General features: G+C 45.7%; 21 protein-coding genes. 12 read left to right on the top strand and 9 right to left on the bottom strand.

What is annotated here, in order from left to right; translation table 11 throughout:
* Window positions 1-73: 73 nt before the first annotated feature.
* A complete protein-coding gene (locus KNO95_RS04070; protein ID WP_026825941.1) occupies window positions 74-1,132 on the bottom strand; it encodes a GTP pyrophosphokinase in 1,059 nt (352 codons plus the stop codon).
* 98 nt (window positions 1,133-1,230) lie between these two features.
* Here KNO95_RS04070 and KNO95_RS04065 point away from each other — a divergent pair, with 98 nt between their 5' ends.
* Together KNO95_RS04065 and KNO95_RS04060 are read left to right on the top strand one after the other, a co-directional pair.
* Window positions 1,231-1,446, top strand: coding sequence for a hypothetical protein (locus tag KNO95_RS04065; protein ID WP_214878347.1), 216 nt, complete (start codon window positions 1,231-1,233; stop codon window positions 1,444-1,446).
* A gap of 86 nt (window positions 1,447-1,532) precedes the next feature.
* Window positions 1,533-1,853: a YflT domain-containing protein gene (locus tag KNO95_RS04060; protein ID WP_026825943.1), complete on the top strand. Its 321-nt coding sequence runs from the start codon at window positions 1,533-1,535 to the stop codon at window positions 1,851-1,853.
* Between the two features lie 26 nt (window positions 1,854-1,879).
* Here KNO95_RS04060 and KNO95_RS04055 read toward each other — a convergent pair whose 3' ends face one another.
* Window positions 1,880-2,917 (bottom strand): SDR family oxidoreductase, encoded by a 1,038-nt coding sequence (locus KNO95_RS04055; protein ID WP_214701989.1) that lies wholly within the window; start codon window positions 2,915-2,917, stop codon window positions 1,880-1,882.
* Between the two features lie 189 nt (window positions 2,918-3,106).
* Between KNO95_RS04055 and KNO95_RS04050 the strand changes: the two genes are divergently transcribed.
* Window positions 3,107-4,402 carry a glutamine synthetase family protein gene (locus tag KNO95_RS04050; RefSeq protein WP_026825945.1) on the top strand — a complete coding sequence of 432 codons (1,296 nt, stop codon included), beginning with the start codon at window positions 3,107-3,109 and terminating at the stop codon, window positions 4,400-4,402.
* Between the two features lie 41 nt (window positions 4,403-4,443).
* Here KNO95_RS04050 and KNO95_RS04045 read toward each other — a convergent pair whose 3' ends face one another.
* The 4 genes from KNO95_RS04045 to KNO95_RS04030 form a co-directional block, all read right to left on the bottom strand.
* Window positions 4,444-5,937, bottom strand: a complete 1,494-nt coding sequence (locus tag KNO95_RS04045; protein ID WP_026825946.1) for a peptide MFS transporter — start codon at window positions 5,935-5,937, stop codon at window positions 4,444-4,446.
* 143 nt (window positions 5,938-6,080) lie between these two features.
* On the bottom strand, window positions 6,081-7,325 hold the full coding sequence (locus KNO95_RS04040; protein WP_214701990.1) for an MDR family MFS transporter: 1,245 nt from the start codon (window positions 7,323-7,325) through the stop codon (window positions 6,081-6,083).
* 271 nt (window positions 7,326-7,596) lie between these two features.
* Window positions 7,597-8,697, bottom strand: coding sequence for an AI-2E family transporter (locus KNO95_RS04035; protein WP_214701991.1), 1,101 nt, complete (start codon window positions 8,695-8,697; stop codon window positions 7,597-7,599).
* Between the two features lie 265 nt (window positions 8,698-8,962).
* Window positions 8,963-9,358: a Spx/MgsR family RNA polymerase-binding regulatory protein gene (locus KNO95_RS04030; RefSeq protein WP_026825949.1), complete on the bottom strand. Its 396-nt coding sequence runs from the start codon at window positions 9,356-9,358 to the stop codon at window positions 8,963-8,965.
* Window positions 9,359-9,519: 161 nt separating this feature from the next.
* Here KNO95_RS04030 and KNO95_RS04025 point away from each other — a divergent pair, with 161 nt between their 5' ends.
* The 4 genes from KNO95_RS04025 (at window position 9,520) to KNO95_RS04010 (ending at window position 13,660) form a co-directional block, all read left to right on the top strand.
* The gene (locus KNO95_RS04025; protein WP_214701993.1) at window positions 9,520-9,903 is read left to right on the top strand and encodes a DUF302 domain-containing protein; all 384 of its coding nucleotides are present in this window, start codon (window positions 9,520-9,522) and stop codon (window positions 9,901-9,903) included.
* 100 nt (window positions 9,904-10,003) lie between these two features.
* Window positions 10,004-11,302, top strand: coding sequence for a hypothetical protein (locus tag KNO95_RS04020; protein ID WP_214701995.1), 1,299 nt, complete (start codon window positions 10,004-10,006; stop codon window positions 11,300-11,302).
* Window positions 11,299-12,597: a hypothetical protein gene (locus tag KNO95_RS04015; protein ID WP_214878345.1), complete on the top strand. Its 1,299-nt coding sequence runs from the start codon at window positions 11,299-11,301 to the stop codon at window positions 12,595-12,597. Before KNO95_RS04020 ends, KNO95_RS04015 begins: the two co-directional genes overlap by 4 nt.
* A 157-nt stretch (window positions 12,598-12,754) precedes the next feature.
* Window positions 12,755-13,660, top strand: coding sequence for a methyl-accepting chemotaxis protein (locus tag KNO95_RS04010; RefSeq protein ID WP_214701999.1), 906 nt, complete (start codon window positions 12,755-12,757; stop codon window positions 13,658-13,660).
* An 11-nt stretch (window positions 13,661-13,671) separates the two neighbouring features.
* Here the strand turns inward: KNO95_RS04010 and KNO95_RS04005 are convergent, their stop codons facing one another.
* A complete protein-coding gene (locus tag KNO95_RS04005; RefSeq protein ID WP_214878343.1) occupies window positions 13,672-14,334 on the bottom strand; it encodes a M48 family metallopeptidase in 663 nt (220 codons plus the stop codon).
* Window positions 14,335-14,448: 114 nt separating this feature from the next.
* Between KNO95_RS04005 and KNO95_RS04000 the strand changes: the two genes are divergently transcribed.
* The 3 genes from KNO95_RS04000 (at window position 14,449) to KNO95_RS03990 (ending at window position 18,038) form a co-directional block, all read left to right on the top strand.
* Window positions 14,449-15,609, top strand: coding sequence for a MalY/PatB family protein (locus KNO95_RS04000; protein ID WP_214702003.1), 1,161 nt, complete (start codon window positions 14,449-14,451; stop codon window positions 15,607-15,609).
* 75 nt (window positions 15,610-15,684) lie between these two features.
* Window positions 15,685-16,896: a hypothetical protein gene (locus tag KNO95_RS03995; protein WP_026825956.1), complete on the top strand. Its 1,212-nt coding sequence runs from the start codon at window positions 15,685-15,687 to the stop codon at window positions 16,894-16,896.
* Window positions 16,893-18,038 (top strand): hypothetical protein, encoded by a 1,146-nt coding sequence (locus KNO95_RS03990; RefSeq protein WP_214702004.1) that lies wholly within the window; start codon window positions 16,893-16,895, stop codon window positions 18,036-18,038. Before KNO95_RS03995 ends, KNO95_RS03990 begins: the two co-directional genes overlap by 4 nt.
* A gap of 62 nt (window positions 18,039-18,100) precedes the next feature.
* On the opposite strand, the gene KNO95_RS03985 is transcribed toward KNO95_RS03990, so the two are convergent.
* Together KNO95_RS03985 and KNO95_RS03980 are read right to left on the bottom strand one after the other, a co-directional pair.
* Window positions 18,101-19,114: a tyrosine-type recombinase/integrase gene (locus KNO95_RS03985; RefSeq protein WP_214702005.1), complete on the bottom strand. Its 1,014-nt coding sequence runs from the start codon at window positions 19,112-19,114 to the stop codon at window positions 18,101-18,103.
* 15 nt (window positions 19,115-19,129) lie between these two features.
* Window positions 19,130-20,173, bottom strand: coding sequence for a GGDEF domain-containing protein (locus KNO95_RS03980; protein WP_214702006.1), 1,044 nt, complete (start codon window positions 20,171-20,173; stop codon window positions 19,130-19,132).
* Window positions 20,174-20,514: 341 nt separating this feature from the next.
* On the opposite strand from KNO95_RS03980, the gene KNO95_RS03975 reads away from it, so the two are divergent.
* Together KNO95_RS03975 and parE are read left to right on the top strand one after the other, a co-directional pair.
* The gene (locus tag KNO95_RS03975; protein ID WP_214698617.1) at window positions 20,515-20,919 is read left to right on the top strand and encodes a CoA-binding protein; all 405 of its coding nucleotides are present in this window, start codon (window positions 20,515-20,517) and stop codon (window positions 20,917-20,919) included.
* A 126-nt stretch (window positions 20,920-21,045) separates the two neighbouring features.
* Entirely contained in the window at window positions 21,046-23,013 is a 1,968-nt protein-coding gene (parE, locus tag KNO95_RS03970; protein ID WP_214878897.1) for a DNA topoisomerase IV subunit B, read from the top strand.

The raw sequence follows: 23,013 nt of genomic DNA, 5'->3' as shown, positions 1-23,013 counted from the left end.
CCTAGTTTAATATTATTCATATATACTTCAGAACATAGAAACATTCTACATTAAAAAGGTGTTGTCTGTAAAGTTATAGCGGCTCGTCTTTCACTCTAATTTGTTGAATGATGTCTTCGTAATGCTTTAGGTCCGGGTAGAAGCGTCTAAAGAAGAATTCGATTTGCGATTCATCTCCTTCTGCCAGAAGTTTTGCAAGCACGGCGTAAACAACTCCCATTCCTTGTCTTGGTAAAAGAGAAGAAGGAAGAAGCGTCGCACATTGGATGGCTTGCGTGAAATAAGTTGAGAGCGTATCACTTAAGTCTTTGAATGTTCGAATATCTGCGTAATGGAACATGCGTGTCAGTTCGACGATGGCCGAGAGGTCGGTTTCGAGTAGCCACTCACTCTTAAAGATGGCGTTATCCAACTTTTCAACGACTTTGTCATTCGCGATATAATAATTCAAATTATCACGTGTAATCGCCACTTTCTCAGGAGACTCAAGAATCTGTTCCACCGTTTCTTGTTCGAATGTCCTTAATTGTTTCCGGATGTTCACGAACTCAGAATCAGCAATTTCCAACAGACCGGCGACACGGCTGAAGCTGCGTTTAATCTCAGGCGGGACAGCGTTGGGATTTTTGTATCCAAGGTCATGCTCAATCTCAGCCCAAGCATGTTGCAAAATCGAGCGGACTTGAATCTCTGCCTCTTTTTCCGCAAAGCGACGATATTCGCCAAGTGCGAGTCGTTTGTCACTCAACTCCACGACGTAATGTACAGAAAGATAACCAAATTCATTGGAGTCAAGCAATGTCGATTTATCAATCGATTGTTCTCGATCGATGGTGAACTCATCTTCTAAAATTTGGGCAACAGTCCTCACATCATCATGAAAGTACGTAACAATACGAATTCCTGCCAAATCCTGTACATCACGTAAGGACCGATATTGGTAAGGTTTTCGGGATAGCTTCGCAAATAGACTATCTGCTTCTTTGGCACGGGCAACGATTGAATGAAACTGAATACCGGCTTCTGTCAATAGTTCGCTGAGGAGTGCTTTCAGCTTCGTCGCAAATGCTTCATAGTCTTCCTTTTCATTCAAATATTCGAGCATGATTGTATTTAGATCTTGTTTAGGCACGAAAATCACTCCTTTTCTCTATCAATAGTATATCATCTCAAACGAGAAACGATATGGTAGCATACGTATGATGAGAGGTTTGGAAGGAGATGATATATATGCATGTCTTTCAATCTGCAGAGAAAGAGAAGATTGAAATCATCGCAGGCTTATTGCAACAGGCAGGATATCGGATATCCCGTATCCGAGAAGTCGAGAATCAGTTGACGGTAACCGCTCGATTAGAAGGGCGAACAGGGATTGAGGATGAATGTGAGCGAATTCAGGGAATCGTACAACACTTTGATATCGAAGTGTGGACAATCCACGAATAAACCATAGGGTTCATGTTTATCACCTCACTTTTGGGGAATAGTAAAAATAGTAAAATTATGAGTGTGAACGTCTAGGAGGATGGGGCATGATAGAAACAAGAGTAGTGAATGATATGACGACAGTCGACCATGAAGTAAATGAAATGGTTTCAGGAGGTTGTGTGAACGAACACATCTATTTGTTCGCAAAAGACGAGGAATTGACAGTTCGATTGGCTGCAGAGGCGGGTGTTCAATCGTATCGTATCCCTGAGAAGGGAATGTTTGAGTCGCTTCTCTCCAAATTTACAAGCAATTCAGATGATCGAATGGAACAGATGGAGAGCCTTGGGTTAACAAAAGAGATGGTAGATTCACTCGAACGTGAGATTCAGGACGGTAAAATTGTTTTAGTTTGCGATAAATGACGATGGACCGGTACCCCGGTCCATTTTTATTTTGTTTGGTAGTATGCATTCACAATGCGACGTAATGATTGATGATCGAGTCGAAGTGGTGAAAATCCTGCATCCCGAAGCAACTGCTTCGTATTTTCATCATAGAACTTAATATTGCGATTCAAGTACGGATTGAATACTTTGACCATATCGTTAAAAGACTGTTCGATGGAACTGAGTGTGGATGTCGGTGTCTCAGAAATCATCAAATGTGGGAAAGATAATGACTCTTTCATAAAATCGAGCATCGTCTCATTTCGTGGGGGCGTATCATTCGTCACGTTATAGATGGTACCCGCTTTCGCATGCTCAATGGCTGCTAAGAGCACATCTGTCACATAATCGACCGGAACGAGGTTCGAAGTACCTGTTGCAGATCCAATCAGGCGAAGGGACTCAAAGTCGTGACCCCGGCGCACAAGTTTGCGTTTGAATAGCTCGAGGGCGCGCATGTATCCATACATCGTAAATTTTGAATCAGCCTCACCTGTCTTTGAGTCGCCGACGATGATCGCCGGTCGGAAGATGGAAACCTCAAGCGCTTCACGCGAGTCCCAGACCGCCCGTTCGGCGTGCGCCTTGCTCTCTTCGTATGGGTTTAAAAATGATTGCGACACATCGTACAAAGTCTCACCACCGATTTCTTTTGCGCCGAGCGTATAGGCCGTACTCACATGGAAGAAGCGGCGGCAATTGAGCGCCTTGGCCAATCGCAGGGCCTCTTTCGTCCCGGTCAAATTGGTTTCAAACAGAGCTTCACGTAGTTCTTCATCAAATTTGACGAGTGCCGCCATGTGTAGAAATAAATCAACCTTTCTTCTGTGAGAGTCGATGAAGCGTTCATCAGCACCGAGTGAATGCGCCGTCAAATCCCCTTGCAATACATCTATCATCTCACGTTCCTCAGTCGTGAACTGAGCGTTTACCTTTTCTGGCGTTCGTGCGAGCATACAGATGCGATGCCCACGACCAATCAACTCTTTGGCGAGACGTCCTCCTAAAAATCCAGTTCCACCAGTCATAAATATATACAATCGCGTTCTCCCTTTCTGTGACATTCTGCATCCATCATATCAAGTCTCGGCTGATGTAGCCACTTTGCCTCTTTTGAAATTTCATGTTTAGAAAAAAACGAAGTCGGTTATGAACTATAGAGAAGCGTACGAACGGTGCGTAAAGACAGCTTGCCTGTCAAATCCATTGAAGTGAGGTTTTTTTGAATCATGGCAAATCTATTCGGAACAGACAAGGATGACGCAAAGAAGAAGCAACAAGACATTGAGAAAACGGTACAAGAGAAAAATGTTACCCAAATCCATCTATACTTTTCAGATGTACTCGGTGATTTGAAACTCTTGACGCTTTCGGCAAAATTGTTGCCAGAAGTATTTGAAGGAAAAACAATGTTTGATGGCTCCTCCATCAATGGGTTCTCTTCCATCAAAAACTCTGACTTATTCTTGAGACCGGATTTAGATCGTCCACGGTATGAACAAGATGGTGATGAGAATATTTTGGCATTCTTCTGCGATGTTTGCACACCAGAAGGCGAACGATACGAATATGATCCCCGGAACGTATTGAAAGATGCGCTCGAACGTGCCGCCAAAGACGGCTATTCGGTATTCGTCGGTGCAGAGCCAGAATTCTTTATTTTTGACGAAAACGGCGAGTTTTATGATGAAGCTGGTTACTTCTCGACACGTTCAGAAGACAAAGGCTATGAAGTACGTCAACATATTGCGAATCGGTTGAGTGAAGTCGGATTTAATATTGAAGCGGTCCACCATGAAGTCGCCCCGGCACAACATGAGATTGGCATCAAATATGACGATGCACTCCATACTGCGGATAATATCCAGTTCTTCAAAGAAATCGTCAAGATTGCTGCGAAAGAAAAAGGGGCATCTGTTTCGTTCTTACCAAAACCGTTACGTGACGTGAACGGTTCGGGAATGCATCTTAATATCTCGGTATGGAAGAATGATGAATCCGGTAACCCGACAAACAATGCGTTCGACGAAGTTGATGCGGACTATGGCCTCTCAAAAACAGCTCGTCATTTTATCGAGGGAATTTTAAAGCACGCCCGCGCCACTGCCATCTTTACAAACCCGCTCCCTGAGTCGTACGAGCGTCTCGTTCCTGGATTTGAGGCTCCAGTCAATATTTGCTGGAGTCCATCGAACCGCAGTTCGATGATTCGTATCCCGGCTTCTCGTGGAAGTGCGACACGTGTCGAAGTGCGTAATCCTGACCCGAGTGCGAACCCATACTTGGCACTTGCTGCGCTCATTTATGCTGGACTCGAGGGAATCGAACAGCAACTTGTTCCGTCTTCTCCGAATGAAGACGACTTGTTCGAATATTCAGCAAAACAGATTGAGAGCCAAGGAATCGCATCACTCCCGGCGACGTTCCATGAATCGATTCAATCCCTGAAGCAAGACAACTTTCATGACTACTTTAATCACAATATGGTCGATCGTTACTTGTCACTCATTCAAGTACGAAAATAAAAACAAGCCAGCCGCTCTTCAGCGGCTGGCTTGTTTCATGATTAATGAATACCACGCATGTACACTTTGATTTTTGGTGCGAGCGCGAATAGGATCAAACTTAAGACGATGGCAGCACCACCGATGATTCCGAAGTATAGCATTTCATTCTCTGGTGAGTAAAATTTGACGAGCTGTGCGTTAATTCCTTGTGCAGCAGCATTTGACAAGAACCAGAGTGACATCGTTTGAGCAGAAAATGCGGCTGGGGCGAGTTTTGTCGTAGCTGACAAACCGACCGGTGATAAACTGAGTTCACCCAAGACGACGATAAAGTAACTCAAGACGAGCCAGAGCGGGTTGACGAGGGCATCTGGACCGCTGAAATAAGCAGGAAGTAAGATGACCAAGAAACTGATTCCCGCAAACAAAATCCCAAATGCGAACTTCGTCGGGATGCTCGGCTCGCGATCTCCTAGACGTACCCATAACCAAGCGAAGATCGGTGCGAGTAAGATGATGAAGAGCGGGTTCAATGATTGGAACCAAGCCGGTGACAATGTGAAACCGAAGAACTCAAGGTCAGTCCGTGTGTCCGCATAACTTGCGAGGATTGTTGCCCCCTGCTCTTGAATTGCCCAGAACATGACGGAAGCGATAAAGAGCGGGATATAAGCAATAATCCGAGACCGCTCGACTTCTGTTGTTTTTGGACTGCGATACATCATAATGAAATACAATGTCGGAATCGCAATTCCGAATACTCCGACAAGCGAGATGAAGGTATTGATCGTGAACCAACCAAGTGGAATCAAAATCGCAAGTAGGATAGCGATTGCGATAGTGGCGATACTGACGATTCGAATTGTTTTCTTCTTCTCTTCAGGCGTCAACGGGTTTGGAACATATGACCCGGCTAGACCGAGATTTGTCTTACGGGTCAGGACGAAGACGACAAGACCGACGAACATTCCAATCGCGGCAAGGGCGAAGCCCCAATGGAAACCATAGTCTTTTTGTACTTGTCCGACGATGAGTGGTGAAATAAACGCCCCTAAGTTAATTCCCATGTAGAAGATACTAAATCCAGCGTCACGGCGGCGGTCCGTCTCGCTATACATATCTCCAACAATGCTTGATACGTTTGGTTTTAATAAACCAGTACCGATGACAATTAACGCCATCGAAATGAACAAGAAGACGACACTTCCCGGAATTGAGAGGACGATGTGTCCGAGCATGATGAACACACCACCGTAAAAGACTGCACGTGACGTCCCGAATATACGGTCTGCGAGCCATCCCCCGATGACTCCTGACATATAGACGAGCGCACCATAGACGGACATGATCGATAGCGCGACGTTACGGTCGAGCCCGAGTCCTCCTTCAGAAACCTCATAGTACATATAGAATACGAGGATGGCACGCATTCCATAGTATGAGAAACGTTCCCAAAATTCTGTGAAAAACAATGTGAACAATCCTTTCGGTTGTCCTAAAAAACCTTTTTGTGGAACACTATCCACAATTGTCTGTTTATCGATCCTTTCCATGAAAGATCCCTCCTTAACCGTTTTATCATAAAAAGGATTATTATGATTGTAAAGTGAAATTGAAAGATAATTTCAAATTTTAATAAATATGAAAAGAAATAAAAGACCACGTCTCATAAAAATAGAGAGTGGTCAATGAGTGATTAAGCAGTCTTTTGTTTTGCTTCGGTTGATTGGACGTAGCGTCCGAGTTGCCAGTAAATAATGCCTGATAAGCAACTCGCACCACCAATCAAGATTAGAGCGATGTGCCCGGCACGATTATCAAAAAAGACACTTGCGATGATCGGTGCCGTGACTCCACCGATCAGCCACTGAACACTGGCAGCGCCGTTGTAGGCGCCGCGCATATTCTCCGGAGCAATCAAGGCGATGAACGTTTGTTGAACAGGGGACATGATCATCTCACCTAACGTGTAAAAGGCATAAACGGCGAGTAAAATACCTACGAGAGGAACATATGGCGTATCAAGTGCAAACAAAGTTCTTGGCACAATCGCCAATAAGATCATGCCGATACCAAATACGGTCGCTCCGGCCAACATGACTTTACCAAACGGTCTATTCCCAAGTTTTGATGCGATCGGGAACTGGAAGAGTACGACCATGATTCCGTTCAATGCTAAAAGATAAGGGAACGGATTTTGTTGTGCGGTATACGTCGGAAGCGATTCTTTTAAAAAGAGTGGCAGCATGCTCTCGACGACTGAAAATCCCATCGATATGAATATACCTGCAAAGATGAAAATAAGAAAAACGCGATCGTTGTAAAATACGCGCAACACTTCTCGGTTACTCGGGGTTTCATCTTCTGTAAATTCCGGCAATGATTCTCTGATAAAGTATCCGAGTGTGAGCGCATATAAGGCAAAGACGAACGCTGCTGTAAAGAAGATGAGCTCACGGTCGATGAACAGCACCGCGCTCCCGAGAAGCGGTCCGAATGCAGCACCGATATTATGCCCCATCCGTAAGAGTCCGAATGCTTCGTTCATATGCTCAGGCTCTGTGACGTCAGCGACCATCGCGCTTGCCGCAGGGTGGAAGAGTGAGTTCGTCAACCCGAGCATTGCATTCAATAAAAGGAGCGGCCAAAACGAGTCAGCGAAGGCGAACCCGACGAGAGCGAGTGCGTCCCCTATGATGGCGATCATCATGATTGGTTTTCGACCATATAGGTCAGCAAGCCGTCCCCCGATCATCGAACCGAGGAGGGCCATGATGGGACCCGTCGCCATGATGATTCCGACTTGAAGGTAGCTTTCTAACTGATCACTATAATAAAGGACTAAGAATGGGGCGATCATGAACATCATGATTCCCGTGATCGTCTCCCCTAAGAAACGAATCCAAATGTTGCGGTCGAGCCGCTTGAGTGTTTGAAACATACAGGTCACCTGCTTTATTTAATTTATGATACACAAAAGGGACGTCATATGCATAAAGGCATACGACGTCCCACGTTGTTTATGCATGCCTAGATAGGCAGGCATCTTAGATATGAATCAATCGAAGAGGTGCCTGCCAATCAGTATGAACTTGAGTGAATGCTTTCGAAGATACTACTGACATAGGAACCTCTCCTTTCTTTTAATTATTAATCTTCTTTTCAACTGTATGACACATTTGTTTAATATGTCAACAATTTCATGGGGAGAATCAAAGTAACTCGTTCAAATTTTTCCGATTCAGTCGATAATCGATGAGTCGTGACAAGACGACTTGAATCATGGCCGTGATTGGGACACTCACGAACATTCCGACCAGTCCGAATAGACTGCCTCCGATGATGATTGACGTGATGACCCAAAACGGGGTAATGCCGACACTATCCCCGAGAATCTTCGGTCCGAGCCACAATCCATCAAACTGTTGCAACAAGAAGATGAACAGGAGCACGAGCAGTGCCGTGAACGGATCATAGAAATAGGTGATGATGAACGCAGGAATCATCCCGAGGAGCGGTCCGACGTAGGGAATAAAGTTTAAGACGCCGACGATGATCCCGAGGAGTAGCGCATATGGGGCTCCGATGATCAAGAGCCCGATGACTGCCAATACTCCAATGATCAGACAGTCGAGCGACTTGCCGATAATGTATCGTTTAAAGATGTAATCCATCTCTTGAAAGATATCGATCGTCGTCTTCGCAGTACCAACGGGTAATAGCGCGTAGAGAAGACGCTTGAACATGCGGGCAAAGACTTCTTTGTCCTTCAAGAGATAGATGGAGATCACAATCCCGATTAAGAAGTTAATCAGTGTCATCGTGAAGCTTGATACATAACTGACGGACGAGAGGACGGCCAATTCAACCCATCCTGAATAACGTTCCTCGAAGCGGGCAAAATCAATCGCCTGAGCAATTGTCGCGTTATAATCTCTCAAGTAATTGTTCACTTCACCTAAAAACACGTCGATTTGACGAATATATACCGGTAACTCATCGATGAGTGATGACAGACTCGAGTAAATCCGCGGGAACAACGTGACGACCGAAATCGCCAAGATGCCGATGAACGTGATATAGACGATAAGTAGTCCCTGATACCGCTTCAAGTGGAACCGTTCTTCAATATAGGAGAGAACGGTGTTGAGTAACAAGGCGATGGCAATCCCCATGATGATTGGGGTCAGTAACTGGAACGTGTACTGTAAGACACGTGAGATGGTATCCGGTTCACTGATGACACGCCATAAGACGAGTAAAATCAGCCCGATTACACTCAGTTTCCAAATAAGTTGACGATTAAGCTCCAATGCTCTATCCCCTCATACAAATATAATTTTTCTACTCTTTTACTATGAATGTTTTTTGAAAAGGATTCAATAGATGTTAACCTTGAAAATCTTACAACATAGGAAGTATACTGACGAGACAGAACGGGTTTGTTTACGGTGAAATGTCGAGCATCATCAACTTCATCCACTCGATTCTATTCATCCAATACAGTCATTCGGAATCCGATTGGCAGCCAAGTTAAAACGTACCTAAAAAATAATCGTGTCGCCTTGGCGACACGATTTATGCGTTGTGGAGCAAGCGTTTCAGTTCAGCGATGCGGTCATTCCGAGGAATAAACGTTCGAATTTCCTTTTCACTGAAGCCGACCTGGATCCGATGATGATCGAAGACGATCGGACTTTTTAAGATTTGGGGATTCGAGGCGACAAAACTGTATAGTTCCCGTATCGACATCTCGTCGAGCTTCTCTGCAGCTTGTTTATAGACACTCTTTTGGACCGACAACAAGTCGGTCGTCCCATTCTCGGTCAGGCTTAACATCTCTTTAAATTCGCCAAAGGACAAACCTTGGTCGGTCAATTTCTTTTCGATGAAGGGGATGTTTTGTTCCCGCAACCAATCGATCGTTTTTCTAGAAGAACTACAGCTCGTATGCGTGAATACCGTGACCGTCACGACAACCACTTCTCCTTTACATCAGTTTGGTTCTAACTATTATCTCTTTTTATACGTTGTGTTTCAGGATTATGTTTCAAATCACATACAGTTTCTTTTTGATTGAAGAAGACTTCGTGCGGGTACAGTTCTCATGAACAACACGCTAAGGAGGAATGAAGATGTTTGATTATACTGTACAGTCTGACCGTACCGTTGAGGACGTCATCGACCGTCTTGGAGAAGCCCTCAAAGAGGAGTCATTTGGTGTATTATGGGACTTTGATTTGAGCGACACGTTAGAGAAAAAGGGCCAAGGGATTGATGGGAAGTATCGCATCTTAGAGGTATGCAATCCGAAAGCGGCAAAAGAAGTTCTATCCGAACGGTTAGAGGGAGGTTATTTCCTTCCATGTAAGATTGCGGTGTTCGAAAAAGACGACCATACACGAATCGGCATGCCGAAACCGACAGCATTGATTCGACTCATCGATGACGAATCGTTACAAGCCGTCGCAGCAGACGTCGAATCTAGATTGCAACGTGCGATCGACCAAAGCAAGTAATGATTCTACCTTCCGCTCATGAAACATGGGCGGAATTTTTTTCGTATAGAACAGTTAGATAATGGTAAAATTGGATAGTACGATGACTGGAGGGGATTTTGTGTTCAAGCGAGGTATTGCGATGCTTGTAGGAGCATCACTATTAAGCGCATGCGGAACATCTGACATAGAAGTGATTCAATTAGATTACATAGAAGACCAATGGAATGTCGAAAGTTATTCAAAAGAAGGGGAAATCGTTCCGATTCACGAAACGAAAGAAGTGCTTGCGGCATGTGAAGGAGAACGAACGACCGAGCTTAAGGGGGACGTCACCGTATATCAAACGGTGATTGCAGGAAGAGAAGAACTCGTGTCTAGCCTTAATCCTTATATGATGAAAGTGGTCACATATTTAGAAGGGGACGAGCGCTATGTCGTTTGTCGAGAAAGCTATACGAATCAATTGATGGCTGAAACGGTCGACGCGTTCCCATCCTTTGTGGGGACATCTGAAGGCATCAGAGTTCCTCGATTACCTAGCGTTGATCAAACGCCGTCATCTTTAAAGGACAAGTTAGCGGAAGCAGACGTGCTAGACTTTGATGGGAAACAGATTACCCTGTTCCCGCATACGTTACTAGAGGTCACCCCGGCACTATACGGCAATCTTGAAATTGAACTTGATGGTAAAGTGATCAGACATCCAATCGCCCAGTTTGAACCGATTGGAATCGAGATGCCGAATCAACAGATTGCCATTGGATATGATAAAAAATCGTTTCGTCCATACATTCTCTACTCATATGACGGTCATTATTTTATGCCACATCCTATTGAGTTTGTAGGGCTGAAGGACCCCGAGTCAAAAGAAAATACTGTCTTTTCTGAATTAAGTATCCAGTCCATCGCGGAATCTCATGAACTCAATGAGAAAGAGTCTATTCCCTTATATGAATTCACGTATATTAAAAAAGGACAGCAAGTGACTGAAACGATGTCGGCACGTTTCGTGCCCGGTACGTTGCTGAAGGAAGATGAAGAGCCTACCCCGATGTTCGAGGATTGGATGCCTGCATTTGAAGAAGGACTAAGAGTCATTGCACATCGTGAAACGTTTGACGGAAAAACACTAAGTCATCCTGACTTTCTCGAGGCAACGAAAAAAGAATCCAAAGAAGTCGTGAAGATACTAGAGGAAGCGGAATCGGTCAACCGTTCAGGAGAGTCTTTGGACTTTCGATACTTAACGTTAATCGATGGATTGAAAGGTCAAGAATTCGAAATCAGTTATACACAACGTTCCAAAAAAGTCGATATTTATCTGACAGATCCGCTTCGTGATCAAACGTTTAAACTATCAAGCGAAGGGGCGGAAGCGTTCTTAGATATCTTTCCGCGGATGAGGGAGTCGTTATGAAACGAATCGTATTCATATTGTGTATGGTTGGCTTATTAGTAGGTTGTGGTACTCGAGAAACGGATGTCGTGAAGCTAGACTATATGCCAAAGCAATGGGTTGTGAGAGATTTGTATTCGGGTCGTATGGATGCCAAGTCGGAGACGTGGGCGAGTCATATCCTCGGTGCATGCACAGGCGAGCCGATCACACAAATTGAAGGGGATGTGACGGTCTTTAATTCATATGCTTTGAATCGAAAAGCGATGATATCTGACTACGATCCAAACAACTATAAATTAGTGACCTTCCTAAAAGGAAAAGAGAACTATACCATTTGCTATGATGGAGATTATACAAGAATGAAGTTAGGAAAGATTGATGAGCTCCCGGATTTTCTTGATTTGACATCCGGTGTGGAGGTTCCGCACGTCCCTTTGATCAAAGTGGGTACGAAAGAGGAGGAAAAAGTCGCAGAGCAGAGTGATCCTTCAGAATATCTTGGAATGCCGATTAACCTATTCGAAGAGACCATGGTTCACGTGACCACCCCATTAAATGGAACAATCGGATTAACAATCGGAGAACAACAAGGCCTCTTTCCAATCTCATTCATTGAGCCGTATAATGCTCAAATGGGAACCGCGAAGATTGCGCTTGGCTATAATGACAAATTGAAACAAGCCTATTTTTATTTCGAGGCAACAAACGGAACGACATCACTCCAACCGTTTGTTGTTTGGGATGAGGATGAATTTGGACATGAACCCATCCAGTTCGAAGGATTACAAGTCGAGCGGGTACTTCAATCAGACACACTCGATCCAGGTGTAAAGACGCCTCTTTACACATTCTCATACATGAAAAATGGAAAGCGTGTGAAAGAGGATGTCAGCTTGACGTACACGAAAGGCGAGTTTGCCACGAAAAAATCCATTGAGGAAGATATCAATGCAAATATCATTGCTAACCCTTCCGTACCGCGCGGCCCATTCTTCTTTCTCCATAAAACACCGTTGGATGGGGCGGCTACATTGGATTATCCGGACACATTGCGTGCGGCAGGCATCGACATGTCTGATTTGATGAACGCATTTGAGGAGGCAGAACCAGTGGATCGAGCTGGGGAAATGGGGGACTATCCGCTTCTCACCATCATCGACGGATGGAAAGGACAAGAGTTTCAGTTAAGCTTCAAGAAACGGTCTAAAAAAGTGGATGTCTATGTGACAGATGAAACACGAGACCAGACGTTCAAACTGACAAGTGCCGGTGTAGAAACCTTCTTCTCTTACTTTCCAGATTTAAAGAAATAAAGGCGCCTTTTGGCGTCTTTATAAATGGTAAATACTTCAAACTCAAGATATTGACCTTCTGTACAAAAAGCGTGAGATGGGACGCCATTCGTTACGTTACACTTTAATTCACGATTTCGTACGAATATCCTATTGAAAAGAAAGGTCGGTATTGAGAATGAGTACTTTGAACCAGAAAGATGTGACTTCAGTCGACGTGCTTCGGTCCATCGAGACGAACATGGCAATGATCCGATTCGATCGCCAACGCCGTGTTGTCGATGTGAATGATACGTTCGCGAAAGCGATGAAATACAAACGAGAAGAGATGATCGGGATGCAGCATCATCTCTTCTGTCCTTCATCTTTTGTGAATAGCCCGGAGTATCCTGCATTTTGGGAGAAATTATGGAACGGATTCAGTTTCTCGGATAAGGTGGAGCGCGAGAATGCGAAAGGGGAGACGATTTGGCTCGAGGCAACATATATGCCGATCCTTGATGGGGACGAGGTCATTGGTGTCGTAAAAATTGCATCAGATATCACCAAACGTCAACAGGTGATTGAAGAGTATGCGTATCGTTTCAAATCAATGACCGATGTGCTCGATGATCGGGCGAAGACGGGGTTGAACGATACGAGCGAATTGAATGAAACGATTGAAAAGCTTGCGAAAGATGCTGCTGACAATCTCAACGCCCTGCAAAATTTACGACGTCAAGCAGATGATATCGCCAAGATTGCTTTGTCTATAAAAGAAATTGCGGCTCAAACGAATCTATTATCCCTTAATGCCGCCATCGAGGCAGCACGGGCCGGGGAGCATGGTCTCGGGTTCAATGTCGTGGCAACGGAGGTGCGGAATCTTTCCCGTATGGTCGAACGTGCCGTCGTAGATGTCAATTCGAATACGGAAGGGATGAACCTTGAACTTCAAAAAATTGTAGAAGGTGTCACTGCGTCTAATCGAGAAATTCAATCGAGTGCCAAAACGATGGAACAGACGATGGAGCGCTTCCAGTCGTTCGAACAGGCCGCTGCCGAGTTACATGATACGGCCGACACGTTCACTTCCAACCTGTAAACCGATTGACCCTAGGACGGGTCGGTCGGCTTTTTTAGTTGTAACGTATGTCCGTATTGTTTCAACCAACCCTTCGCACCATCCATTTCTGGATAAACGGTACGCAACGTCTTCCAAAATGAAGCGGAGTGGTCGAAGTGCACGAGATGTGTCCACTCATGTGCGATGACGTAGTCCATAATCTCTATCGGCGCCAACATGAGTCGGACGTTGATGGAGATGGTCCCGTTCGAGCTACAAGATCCCCAACGTGTCTTTTGATGGGCAATTCGAACGTTCGTTGCTCGGACATCTAGACGTTCTTCATATAATGGTGCCCGTTCACTCACATAGTGTAAGGCGCGTTTGCGTAACCATGTCTCATACTTCTGCCAGAGCGTAGTTTCGTCCCAAGCGTTCGGCACCAAAAATGAAGTACCGTCATGTCTGATTGTCTTCTTATCATCTTTTCTAGTCGGATAGACCTTCCCGTGGAGGATGAGTCCTTCATCGAGAACGGACGTTTGTTTCGGGAGATTCTGCAATGTATCACGAATCCATGAATCATGCTCTTCTAATATGTGGTCGACGAGATGTTTCGGCAAACGTTCCGGGATGCGGAGCTCGATACCGTCCGGAGTGACGTGAAATGCGGCTCTTTTCCTTCGTTTGTTTCGAATGATGTTGACGTGCATAGGCGATCTCCTTTCATTTCTCGATTGAGTATAACGAAGTCGATGACAATCCGCCATGCTTTTTTACTACGTAGTCGAATCAACTTTGATACAGTAAGAGAAGGAGGGATGAACATGAAATCGATTTTACAACAACAACTCGTACGTAAAGGCACAAATTCAGTGAAGTGGGATGGCTTAGAGCGATGGTTCCATCTGTCGGAAGATGTCTTGCCATTATGGGTAGCGGATATCGATATCCGTACTGCACCATCTATTTCAGAGGCGCTTGCTTCAACAGCTGCACAAGGAGAATTTGGTTACACTTTATTCGCGAGAGAGGCACAAGAAGCCGTCCGTTCTTGGTATGATCGTCGCCACGATTTGAATGTTGACCCGAAACACATCATGTTTTCAAGCGGGGTCGTTCCGGCGTTGACGCACATCGTCGAGGCGTTGACAGAAGTGGGGGATGGGGTCGTCATCCAGTCACCTGTCTATCCACCGTTCCATGAGCTAGTCGTCGGTTCGAAACGTCAAGTGTTCGATGCGCCTTTGACAGAGAAAAACGGGCGTTACGAGATGGATTTTTTCGCACTCGAGGAGGCGATGAAACAAGCGTCTCTATTCTTGCTTTGTTCTCCGCATAATCCGGTCGGACGTGTTTGGACAAAAGCAGAATTGACGAAAGTGGTAGAACTGGCGAATCAGTACGATGTCATCGTCGTTGCGGATGAGATTCATGCTGATTTGACATTTCCATCTCACAAACATACTGCCATCGGCTCGCTCGACCCACGTGTCATCACGGTGAGTGCACCATCGAAAGCATTCAATATTGCCGGGCTCTTCGCATCCTATATCATCTGTACAGTCGATGATTGGCGTAAACAGATCATCAAAGTACAAAACAAACATCATGTCCTACCTACACCGTTTGCGAACACAGCTATTATCGCGGCGTATACTGATAGACGTGCGGAACGCTGGCTCGATCAGTTACGGGAAGAGCTCGAGCAACAAATGAATGAGGTGATTGATTCGATTGAAACGAATCTACCAATGCTCCACACAACACGTCCCGAGGCGAGTTATTTACTTTGGATCGACTTTTCGGAGCTCCCGATGACCGTAGAAGAGCGAAAGTCTTGGCTCCACGGAGATGTCCGCGTTTTCTTGTCACCAGGCGGTCCGTTCGGTCCTCACGGAGAAATGTTCGAGCGTATGAATATTGGTACACGTCGTGAACTTTTAGATGAAGCGATTGCACGGCTACATGTACACATGTACAAATGAAACGAAAAGCGTTTGTCTAAAACGAGAATCGGGAAAAATTCACAATGAGATGATGAGAGAAAGTGAGTGGATAGCATGGAGAAAATCAATTGGAAGAAAAAGATGGAAGAGCAGTTAAGGCGTAGTGGATTCACCTTGGAAGTCGAAAATATGTCCAATATCCGCTTAACTGAGATTCATGCGAGTTCTTCTCCCCTAATCTCCTATCCCCTACGCATTCGTCTATATGAACGGATGGGATGGCTCATGTGTACGGTTGACTCGCCAACGCTTGACCGGAATGTAGATCACCCACTTTTCGAGCGGATGGTAACTGCCGTTTTCGAACGGATTGTCCGACATTTATATAACGGGTATGGGTTTCATGTATTGACATTCATCGGTGATACAGGAAATTATATCGCGCCGAAAGATTCAGAAACGGGAGAAGTCGTCCGACTCGTCGCTCACCTTTGGAATGACCGCTCGTATATTCATCTCGACACGTTCGAGGAGTATCCGGCCTTATACGTGACCCCGCCATGGGCCCATCAGGCATACGCAATCGAAAGCACAGATGATGAATGGGTCATCTATTCAGGAAGAAGCGGACGACCATCAACCGATTATCGAGCGAATGGTGTCGAATTGAAACCGCATCGTTTGGCGGACGGGGAACTGTTCTTCCCAGTCGACCGGATTTCAAAAGACAAAGGGACACTTGCCCTTGCCGAGTGGCTACGGCTAGAACGGAGAGAAGTCGAGGACTTTATGATGTCGTTCATGCAGACGATTCAAAAGTTTGACCCGTCATTCGGATTCGCGTGGGGCGGGACAGAAACGTTTTTTCATGGGGTACCAGTGGAGCCTTATGCGCAAGTACTCAGACTCGAGAATCGCAAACGCCGCTATCGCGTCATGAATAATACGGAGAAACGGTTGTTCGCCGTATCGGACGACGCGAACGAATGTCTGAAAGAAGTGAGTCAGACATTAAGAACGATCACGCTACCAGAACGACGTGTGTCAGCACTTGGACAACTTGTCATGGGAATTTGGCAGCAGTTCGAGCCTGATGAAGAAACCTATATTCAAGAAGTTGCTTATCGAGATATCTCTAAATTTCAGATGGAAGAGAAAATTGGTCATGCTCTTGCGAATCAACAACCGATTCGCTGGATCGACAAGAATCATCCACATCAACACGTGATTGAATATGCTCATTTACGGATTACGTTTCCGAATCGACCACCAGGTCTTGTTACTGTCGAACCTGCTGACTCTGGTTATGAGAGAGGTGCCTTATGAGAATCGTTGACGCACGGGCCATGCCTATCGACCACGAAGATGTAATAGCGGTCACGTCATCTTCTGTCTACTATCGAGAAAAAGTAGGTCGCACGACTTTTTCTCTTTTTCGTTTTGATGAAGAGAACGCTGAGGTTACACAGTTAAATCGTCATCCGTATGAAGACTACGGCTATGCAAAACTCTTCGTGGATAAGGACATCGTGTATTTTTTGAATGAGATACCAGATGGGCAAGGTGTGATCAGGACAGAGTTGATTGCGTTTTCTTATGAGGAGGGGACCGAGGAAGTTCTAACAATGTTTGAAAAACGAGGAAATAGTACGTTGTTTTGGGTACTTGATAACCGTTACTTCCTCTTTTTGACGGCGTTTGAATCATCTGAATCTGATGAGGCGTGGTTATACGATCGAGTGACGGGTCAACGTGAACGCATTCGGGATGAACGACTCGTCGGCAAAACAGAACGTTTTCGTGAGTTGTACTTGTTCACTACTAATTTTAATGGTGTGCCATATATTGTGTGTAACGCGAGACTTGATGAATTTGACTATTATGACGCGCTCGATAACGGACGAATCTCTCCAGATGATCCGATTGACCACTCCGAGGCACTTCTCATATGCACGCTAGACGAAGCGGTCGAGGCTATCTGGGACCAACAAGATGAATTGCCTTTTGATGATATTCTTCGCTTACATGGAGAAGGGGATACAGTTCAATATCTTGGGGATAACGATGGTATCCTTCGATTTTCTGCATTTGTCGATGCATTGAACGAGGAAGTCATTTATGACTTGACGGCACCAGATGTGTTACATGAAGTGTCAGTCGTCGATTGGGGCGCCTATGAACCGCTCGACTTCACATATGACGACATCGGTTCAACGATTTTTATAAAAGTTGATGAAAGTGATATGCATACAGAGGTCATTGATATCACCACAGGGGCACGCTATATCGATGTGAACCCTTTTGAACGTGTCATCAGTCAACGCTATCTCGTCCATGAGTATACAGATGGACTCACAAGCGGGGTCATCCTCTTTGATTTGGAATTAGAAGAGCGTTTTGCATACGAAAATGCTTACTTTATAGTCATTGATGATACGATTTTAATTTTGTCAATGTCTAGCATTTAAATATAAACACCACCTATAAATTAGGTGGTGTTTATATTTGGATATATAGTTAACATAACATATTATTGTAAACCTAATACCGCGTGTTTTTTGCGTTCGTCACCGATATGGGCATAAACTTGGGTCGTTGCTACCGATTCATGTCCGAGAAGTTGCTGAATCGTCAACACGTCAATCCCACTCATTGCAAGTCTTGTCGCGAATGTATGTCGAAGTTTATGTGGTGTCACTTGTTTGTGGGTCAAAAAGGGAAGGTACGGCTTTAACCGATCGATGTGGCCTTTCAGCACATGTTGAACCGTCCGCACAGCAATACGTCTCCCTTTATCATTTTGAAATACCGCTCCATCATTCGATACGTGTCTATACTCAGTAAGGAGGGGATGGAGTGGGCTGGCGATCGGGATGACACGTTCTTTATTCCCTTTTCCGATCACACGGATCGTTTCCGTCTCGAAGTTGATATCGGACCAATTGAGTCCGACGAGCTCGGACACGCGCATCCCCGTCAGTCCGAGCAGTTGGATAATCAAAAAGTCGCGCGTGCGATTCGTTTCATAATAACTCGCTTCGCGGTTCGTCATCCCGACGTTGCTTCGTACGAGCGTGGAGAAGTCGAGCCATTCCGACTCTGTCAAATAGACTGGATTCCGTTTGCCTCGTTTCGGACGTTCCACAGCTTGGAATGGGTTCACTGCTGCCTGGTTTGTCTCAATCAAATAATTGAACAGGGATTGTAATGTCGATAGTTTTCTATTAATGACACTCGGTGCGTTCTCGAGGTCGAGGGCTAAATAGGTCGCATACGCTTCTGCCCCAGCATGGTCAATCTCGATGAATGCCGTTAAATCAATTGTTTCAGGGTCTAGTTCAGTCCCGCTTGCATGCTCGACCCACCGAAAGAAGTCCAATACATCATAAACGTAGCGTTGTGCCGTTTGTTTTGAATAGTGTTTGGCTGCTAGATGGTGAAAAAAATATTGAATAAATGTCGGTAGTCGATGCAGACCATTCAACTCGAATCGTTTCGTAGTCGTAGGTGTCGATCGCTGTCCAAGTTGACGAAAAATACTCATTGAAATCTCCTTTCTTCAGTTTAATCTGACTTGATTTTTACCGTTTTGCTTACCTTCTCGAAGATAATCATCCGCCTCTTTCACTATCTCTTCAATCGTATCAAAACCACTGCGAACCGCGAGTCCGAACGTCATCGTGACACGAAGTCGTTCGCCTGCGTAATCGAGATACGTTGTCTCGATATGTCGTCTTAACTGTTCGATTGTCTCGTAAAAGTCGTCGGACGGGTCGGATAGGAAGATCAGGAACTCTTCTCCCCCCCAACGGACCGTAATCCCGTCGACATCGGATAGGGTCGAGGCAACCTGTTGGATGACACGATCTCCACAGTCGTGACCATATGTTTCATTGAAAGATTTGAATCGATCGATATCACCGAGCGCGAGCGCGTATGGTACACCGTCCCGAGTGGTCTGCTCGATTGCTTCGGAGATTCGTTCATGACCGACTTTACGATTCAATAGCCCGGTCAACCCATCGGTCGAGGCGAGGATTTGCAACCGCTCGTTCGACAGTTCGAGTTCATCCGTCACTGCCACGACAGCGGACTCGAAGATGAAGGAGAGCCCTGCAATCATCATAACGGTCGATAGGATACAAAAGAGTCCAAGCGCTTGTTCTACGTGTATCGGTAGGGTCTCGATGCCGTCAGATACATAGATGAATAGAAGGCTATAAATCAGCATCGCAAGGGCCGTGGTTAAAATTCGTTGGCCCCTTGAGACACTCGGCATGAAAAAGACACCGTAGGCCATCATGAGAATAAAGTAATGCATATTGATCTCCCATCCGAGGATGACCGTCGAGATGATGGCGTTATAGATGACCTCGACGAAGAGCCCAGTGAAGAAAATACCATACCACCGTTTATGTACGAAATAAAACGAGATTGTATAATAGACGACGCTCAATCCGTTTGAAATGAAAAGTGAGTTTACTTCTAGTCGCCAAAATAAAATACAAAATAGGAAGTGGACCAACCAAGCGAGCACATTTCCGTAAAAAGCGATGCGCTCATTATACAGTGTTCCACGACTAACTTCATAAGCTGTCCTCATCTTACACCTCCTACTTTTCAGTATATCGAAAGAAGAATCATATTTGTATAAAAGTCATAAAAACACTATATAAATATTGCCTATACTCGGTATCTAACCTTGCGTGAAATAGATATTTCACGCAAGGTTCTTGATTTGTACTTTCGTTTGCTTATCGGTCAGTTAATCATTAAATCATTTTTATCGCAAAATAAAAGGTATACAATAATTTGTTATGTAAACCATATTGATTTGTCTTGAGATTGAAATGATGAACCATTATACCTTATGATGAAAATAAGACTTGAAACCGTTAGGAAGGTAACGTTACACTGTAAACGTAAACTAAAGGGGGATTTTGGATGGATGATCAGCGTTTGAAACAACTTTTGTCTGAAGCGAAAACCATCGCGGTCGTCGGCGTGTCCGACAACCCAAACAAGACGGCCAACCAGATTGCGGAGTATTTACTCCGTGTCGGCTATACCGTCATCCCTGTCAACCCGATGCTCGAAAAATGGAACGGCCGCAAGGTGTATCCTTCCGTCGAGAGCATCCCGGGTAGAATTGATATCGTCGACGTGTTCCGTCGCAACGAATTTTTAGCAGGTGTCGCGGAAGATGCGGTACGACATGGAGATGTCGGGCTCGTCTTCAATCAGCTCGGGCTCTCAAGTACTGAGGCAGAGCAGATCGTACGCGATGCTGGACTCGATTATATCGAGAATCGTTGCCTGTACGTGGAGCATGCTCGTCTACTCGGATAAGACCTACCTCCTTGGTAGGTCTCCTTTTTTTCAGCAACAGCTGTCGAGGGAGGCTTGCCAGAATCGATGAACAGCTATACAATAGGAAAGAAAAACGAACGTGTGTTCGAAATTGAGGTGACTGCTATGTCAACAGATCTATTTAATTACAATGAAGACGCCATCCAGGTGCTCGAAGGACTCACGGCTGTACGGAAACGACCGGGGATGTACATCGGGTCAACCGACCATCGCGGGCTTCACCATCTCGTCTATGAGATTGTCGACAACGCGATCGATGAGGCGCTCGCCGGTTTTGGCGGTCAAATCGATGTGACGATCCACAAGGATGATGCGATCACGGTTCGTGACCACGGACGAGGTATGCCGACAGGGATGCACGCTTCAGGAAAGCCGACACCCGAAGTCATCTTCACGGTTCTACATGCCGGCGGTAAGTTCGGTCAAGGTGGTTATAAGACGTCAGGCGGACTCCATGGAGTCGGTGCCTCGGTCGTCAACGCTCTCTCGAACAAGGTCATCGTGACGATTTATCGAGACGGTAAAGTGTTTGAGCAGACATTCGCTGACGGCGGTGTGCCTCAAACGACTCTGATTGAAACAGGAAAGACACGCCAGACCGGGACGAGCGTCTATTTCAAACCGGATGTAACCATCTTCTCGACAACGACTTACAATTATGACACACTCGCCGAACGTCTACGTGAATCGGCTTTCCTTTTAAAAGGGTTGACGATCACGCTCACAGACGAGCGTGCTGACAACCAAGAAACGTTCCATTACGAGGAGGGGATTGCAGAGTTCATTCAATATTTGAACGACGATAAGGCAACGCTCCATCCAATCGTCTACTTCGAAGGGACGGAAAACGAGATTGAAATCGAACTCGCGTTCCAGTTCACGGACGCCTACTCAGAGAATGTCCTCTCCTTCGTTAACAACGTCCGAACCCGGGATGGTGGGACACATGAAATCGGTGCTAAGACGGCAATGACCCGAATCATGAACGAGTATGCGCGGAAGAACGGCTTGCTCAAAGAGAAGGACAAGAATCTAGACGGCAGTGATGTCCGCGAAGGGCTCACGCTCATCGTATCGGTCCGAATCCCTGAGGAGTTCCTCCAGTTCGAGGGACAAACAAAGTCTAAACTCGGTTCACCAGAAGCCCGTGCGAGCGCGGACAGCGTCATGGCGAAGCAGTTGACGATCTTCTTAGAAGAGAACCCACAGATGGCGACGATGCTCATCAAAAAGGCGATTCGTGCGGCCCAGGCACGCGAGGCGGCTCGAAAAGCCCGTGAAGAGGCCCGTAACGGCAAGAAAAAGAAACGTTCGAGCATTTTGAACGGAAAATTGACACCGGCGACCTCGAAAAATGCAGCAAAGAATGAGCTCTTCCTCGTCGAGGGGGATTCGGCTGGTGGTTCAGCTAAACAAGGGCGCGATCGTACGTTCCAAGCCATCCTCCCGCTACGCGGGAAGGTCATCAATTCGGAGAAGTCGAAACTCCAGGACATCATGAAGAATGAAGAAATCAATACAATCATTCATGCGATCGGCGCCGGAGTCGGACACGATTTCGAGTTGGACGACTGTAATTTTGATAAGGTCATCATTATGACGGATGCCGATACGGACGGTGCACACATCCAAGTGCTCCTCCTTACATTCTTCTTCCGTTATATGCGACCGCTCGTCGAGGCGGGTCGCGTGTTCGTCGCCTTACCACCGCTCTATCGTATCTCAAAAGGGAAAGGCAAGTCCGAACAGTTCGATTATGCCTGGGACGAAGAAGCGCTCGAGAAGCTCGTCAAGGTGTATAAGAAAGGCTACATCCTCCAACGCTATAAAGGTCTCGGTGAGATGAACGCGGACCAGCTTTGGGAGACGACGATGAATCCGGACACGCGTACGCTTATCCGGGTCACAGTCGACGATGCTGCCGTCGCGGACAAGCGTGTCTCGGTCTTGATGGGTGACAACGTCACGCACCGGCGTGAGTGGATCGAAGAGAACGTCGCCTTCGGACTCCAGGAAGATGATTCGATCATCGCCAATGAACATGTGACTAAAGCGATTGAGGAAGTGATGTAA

The organism is Exiguobacterium sp. ERU653 (assembly GCF_018617775.1).
GTDB lineage: Bacteria > Bacillota > Bacilli > Exiguobacteriales > Exiguobacteriaceae > Exiguobacterium > Exiguobacterium marinum.
The sequence above is the reverse complement of the archived record's forward strand: the minus strand, read 5'-3'. Positions and strand labels throughout refer to the sequence as shown.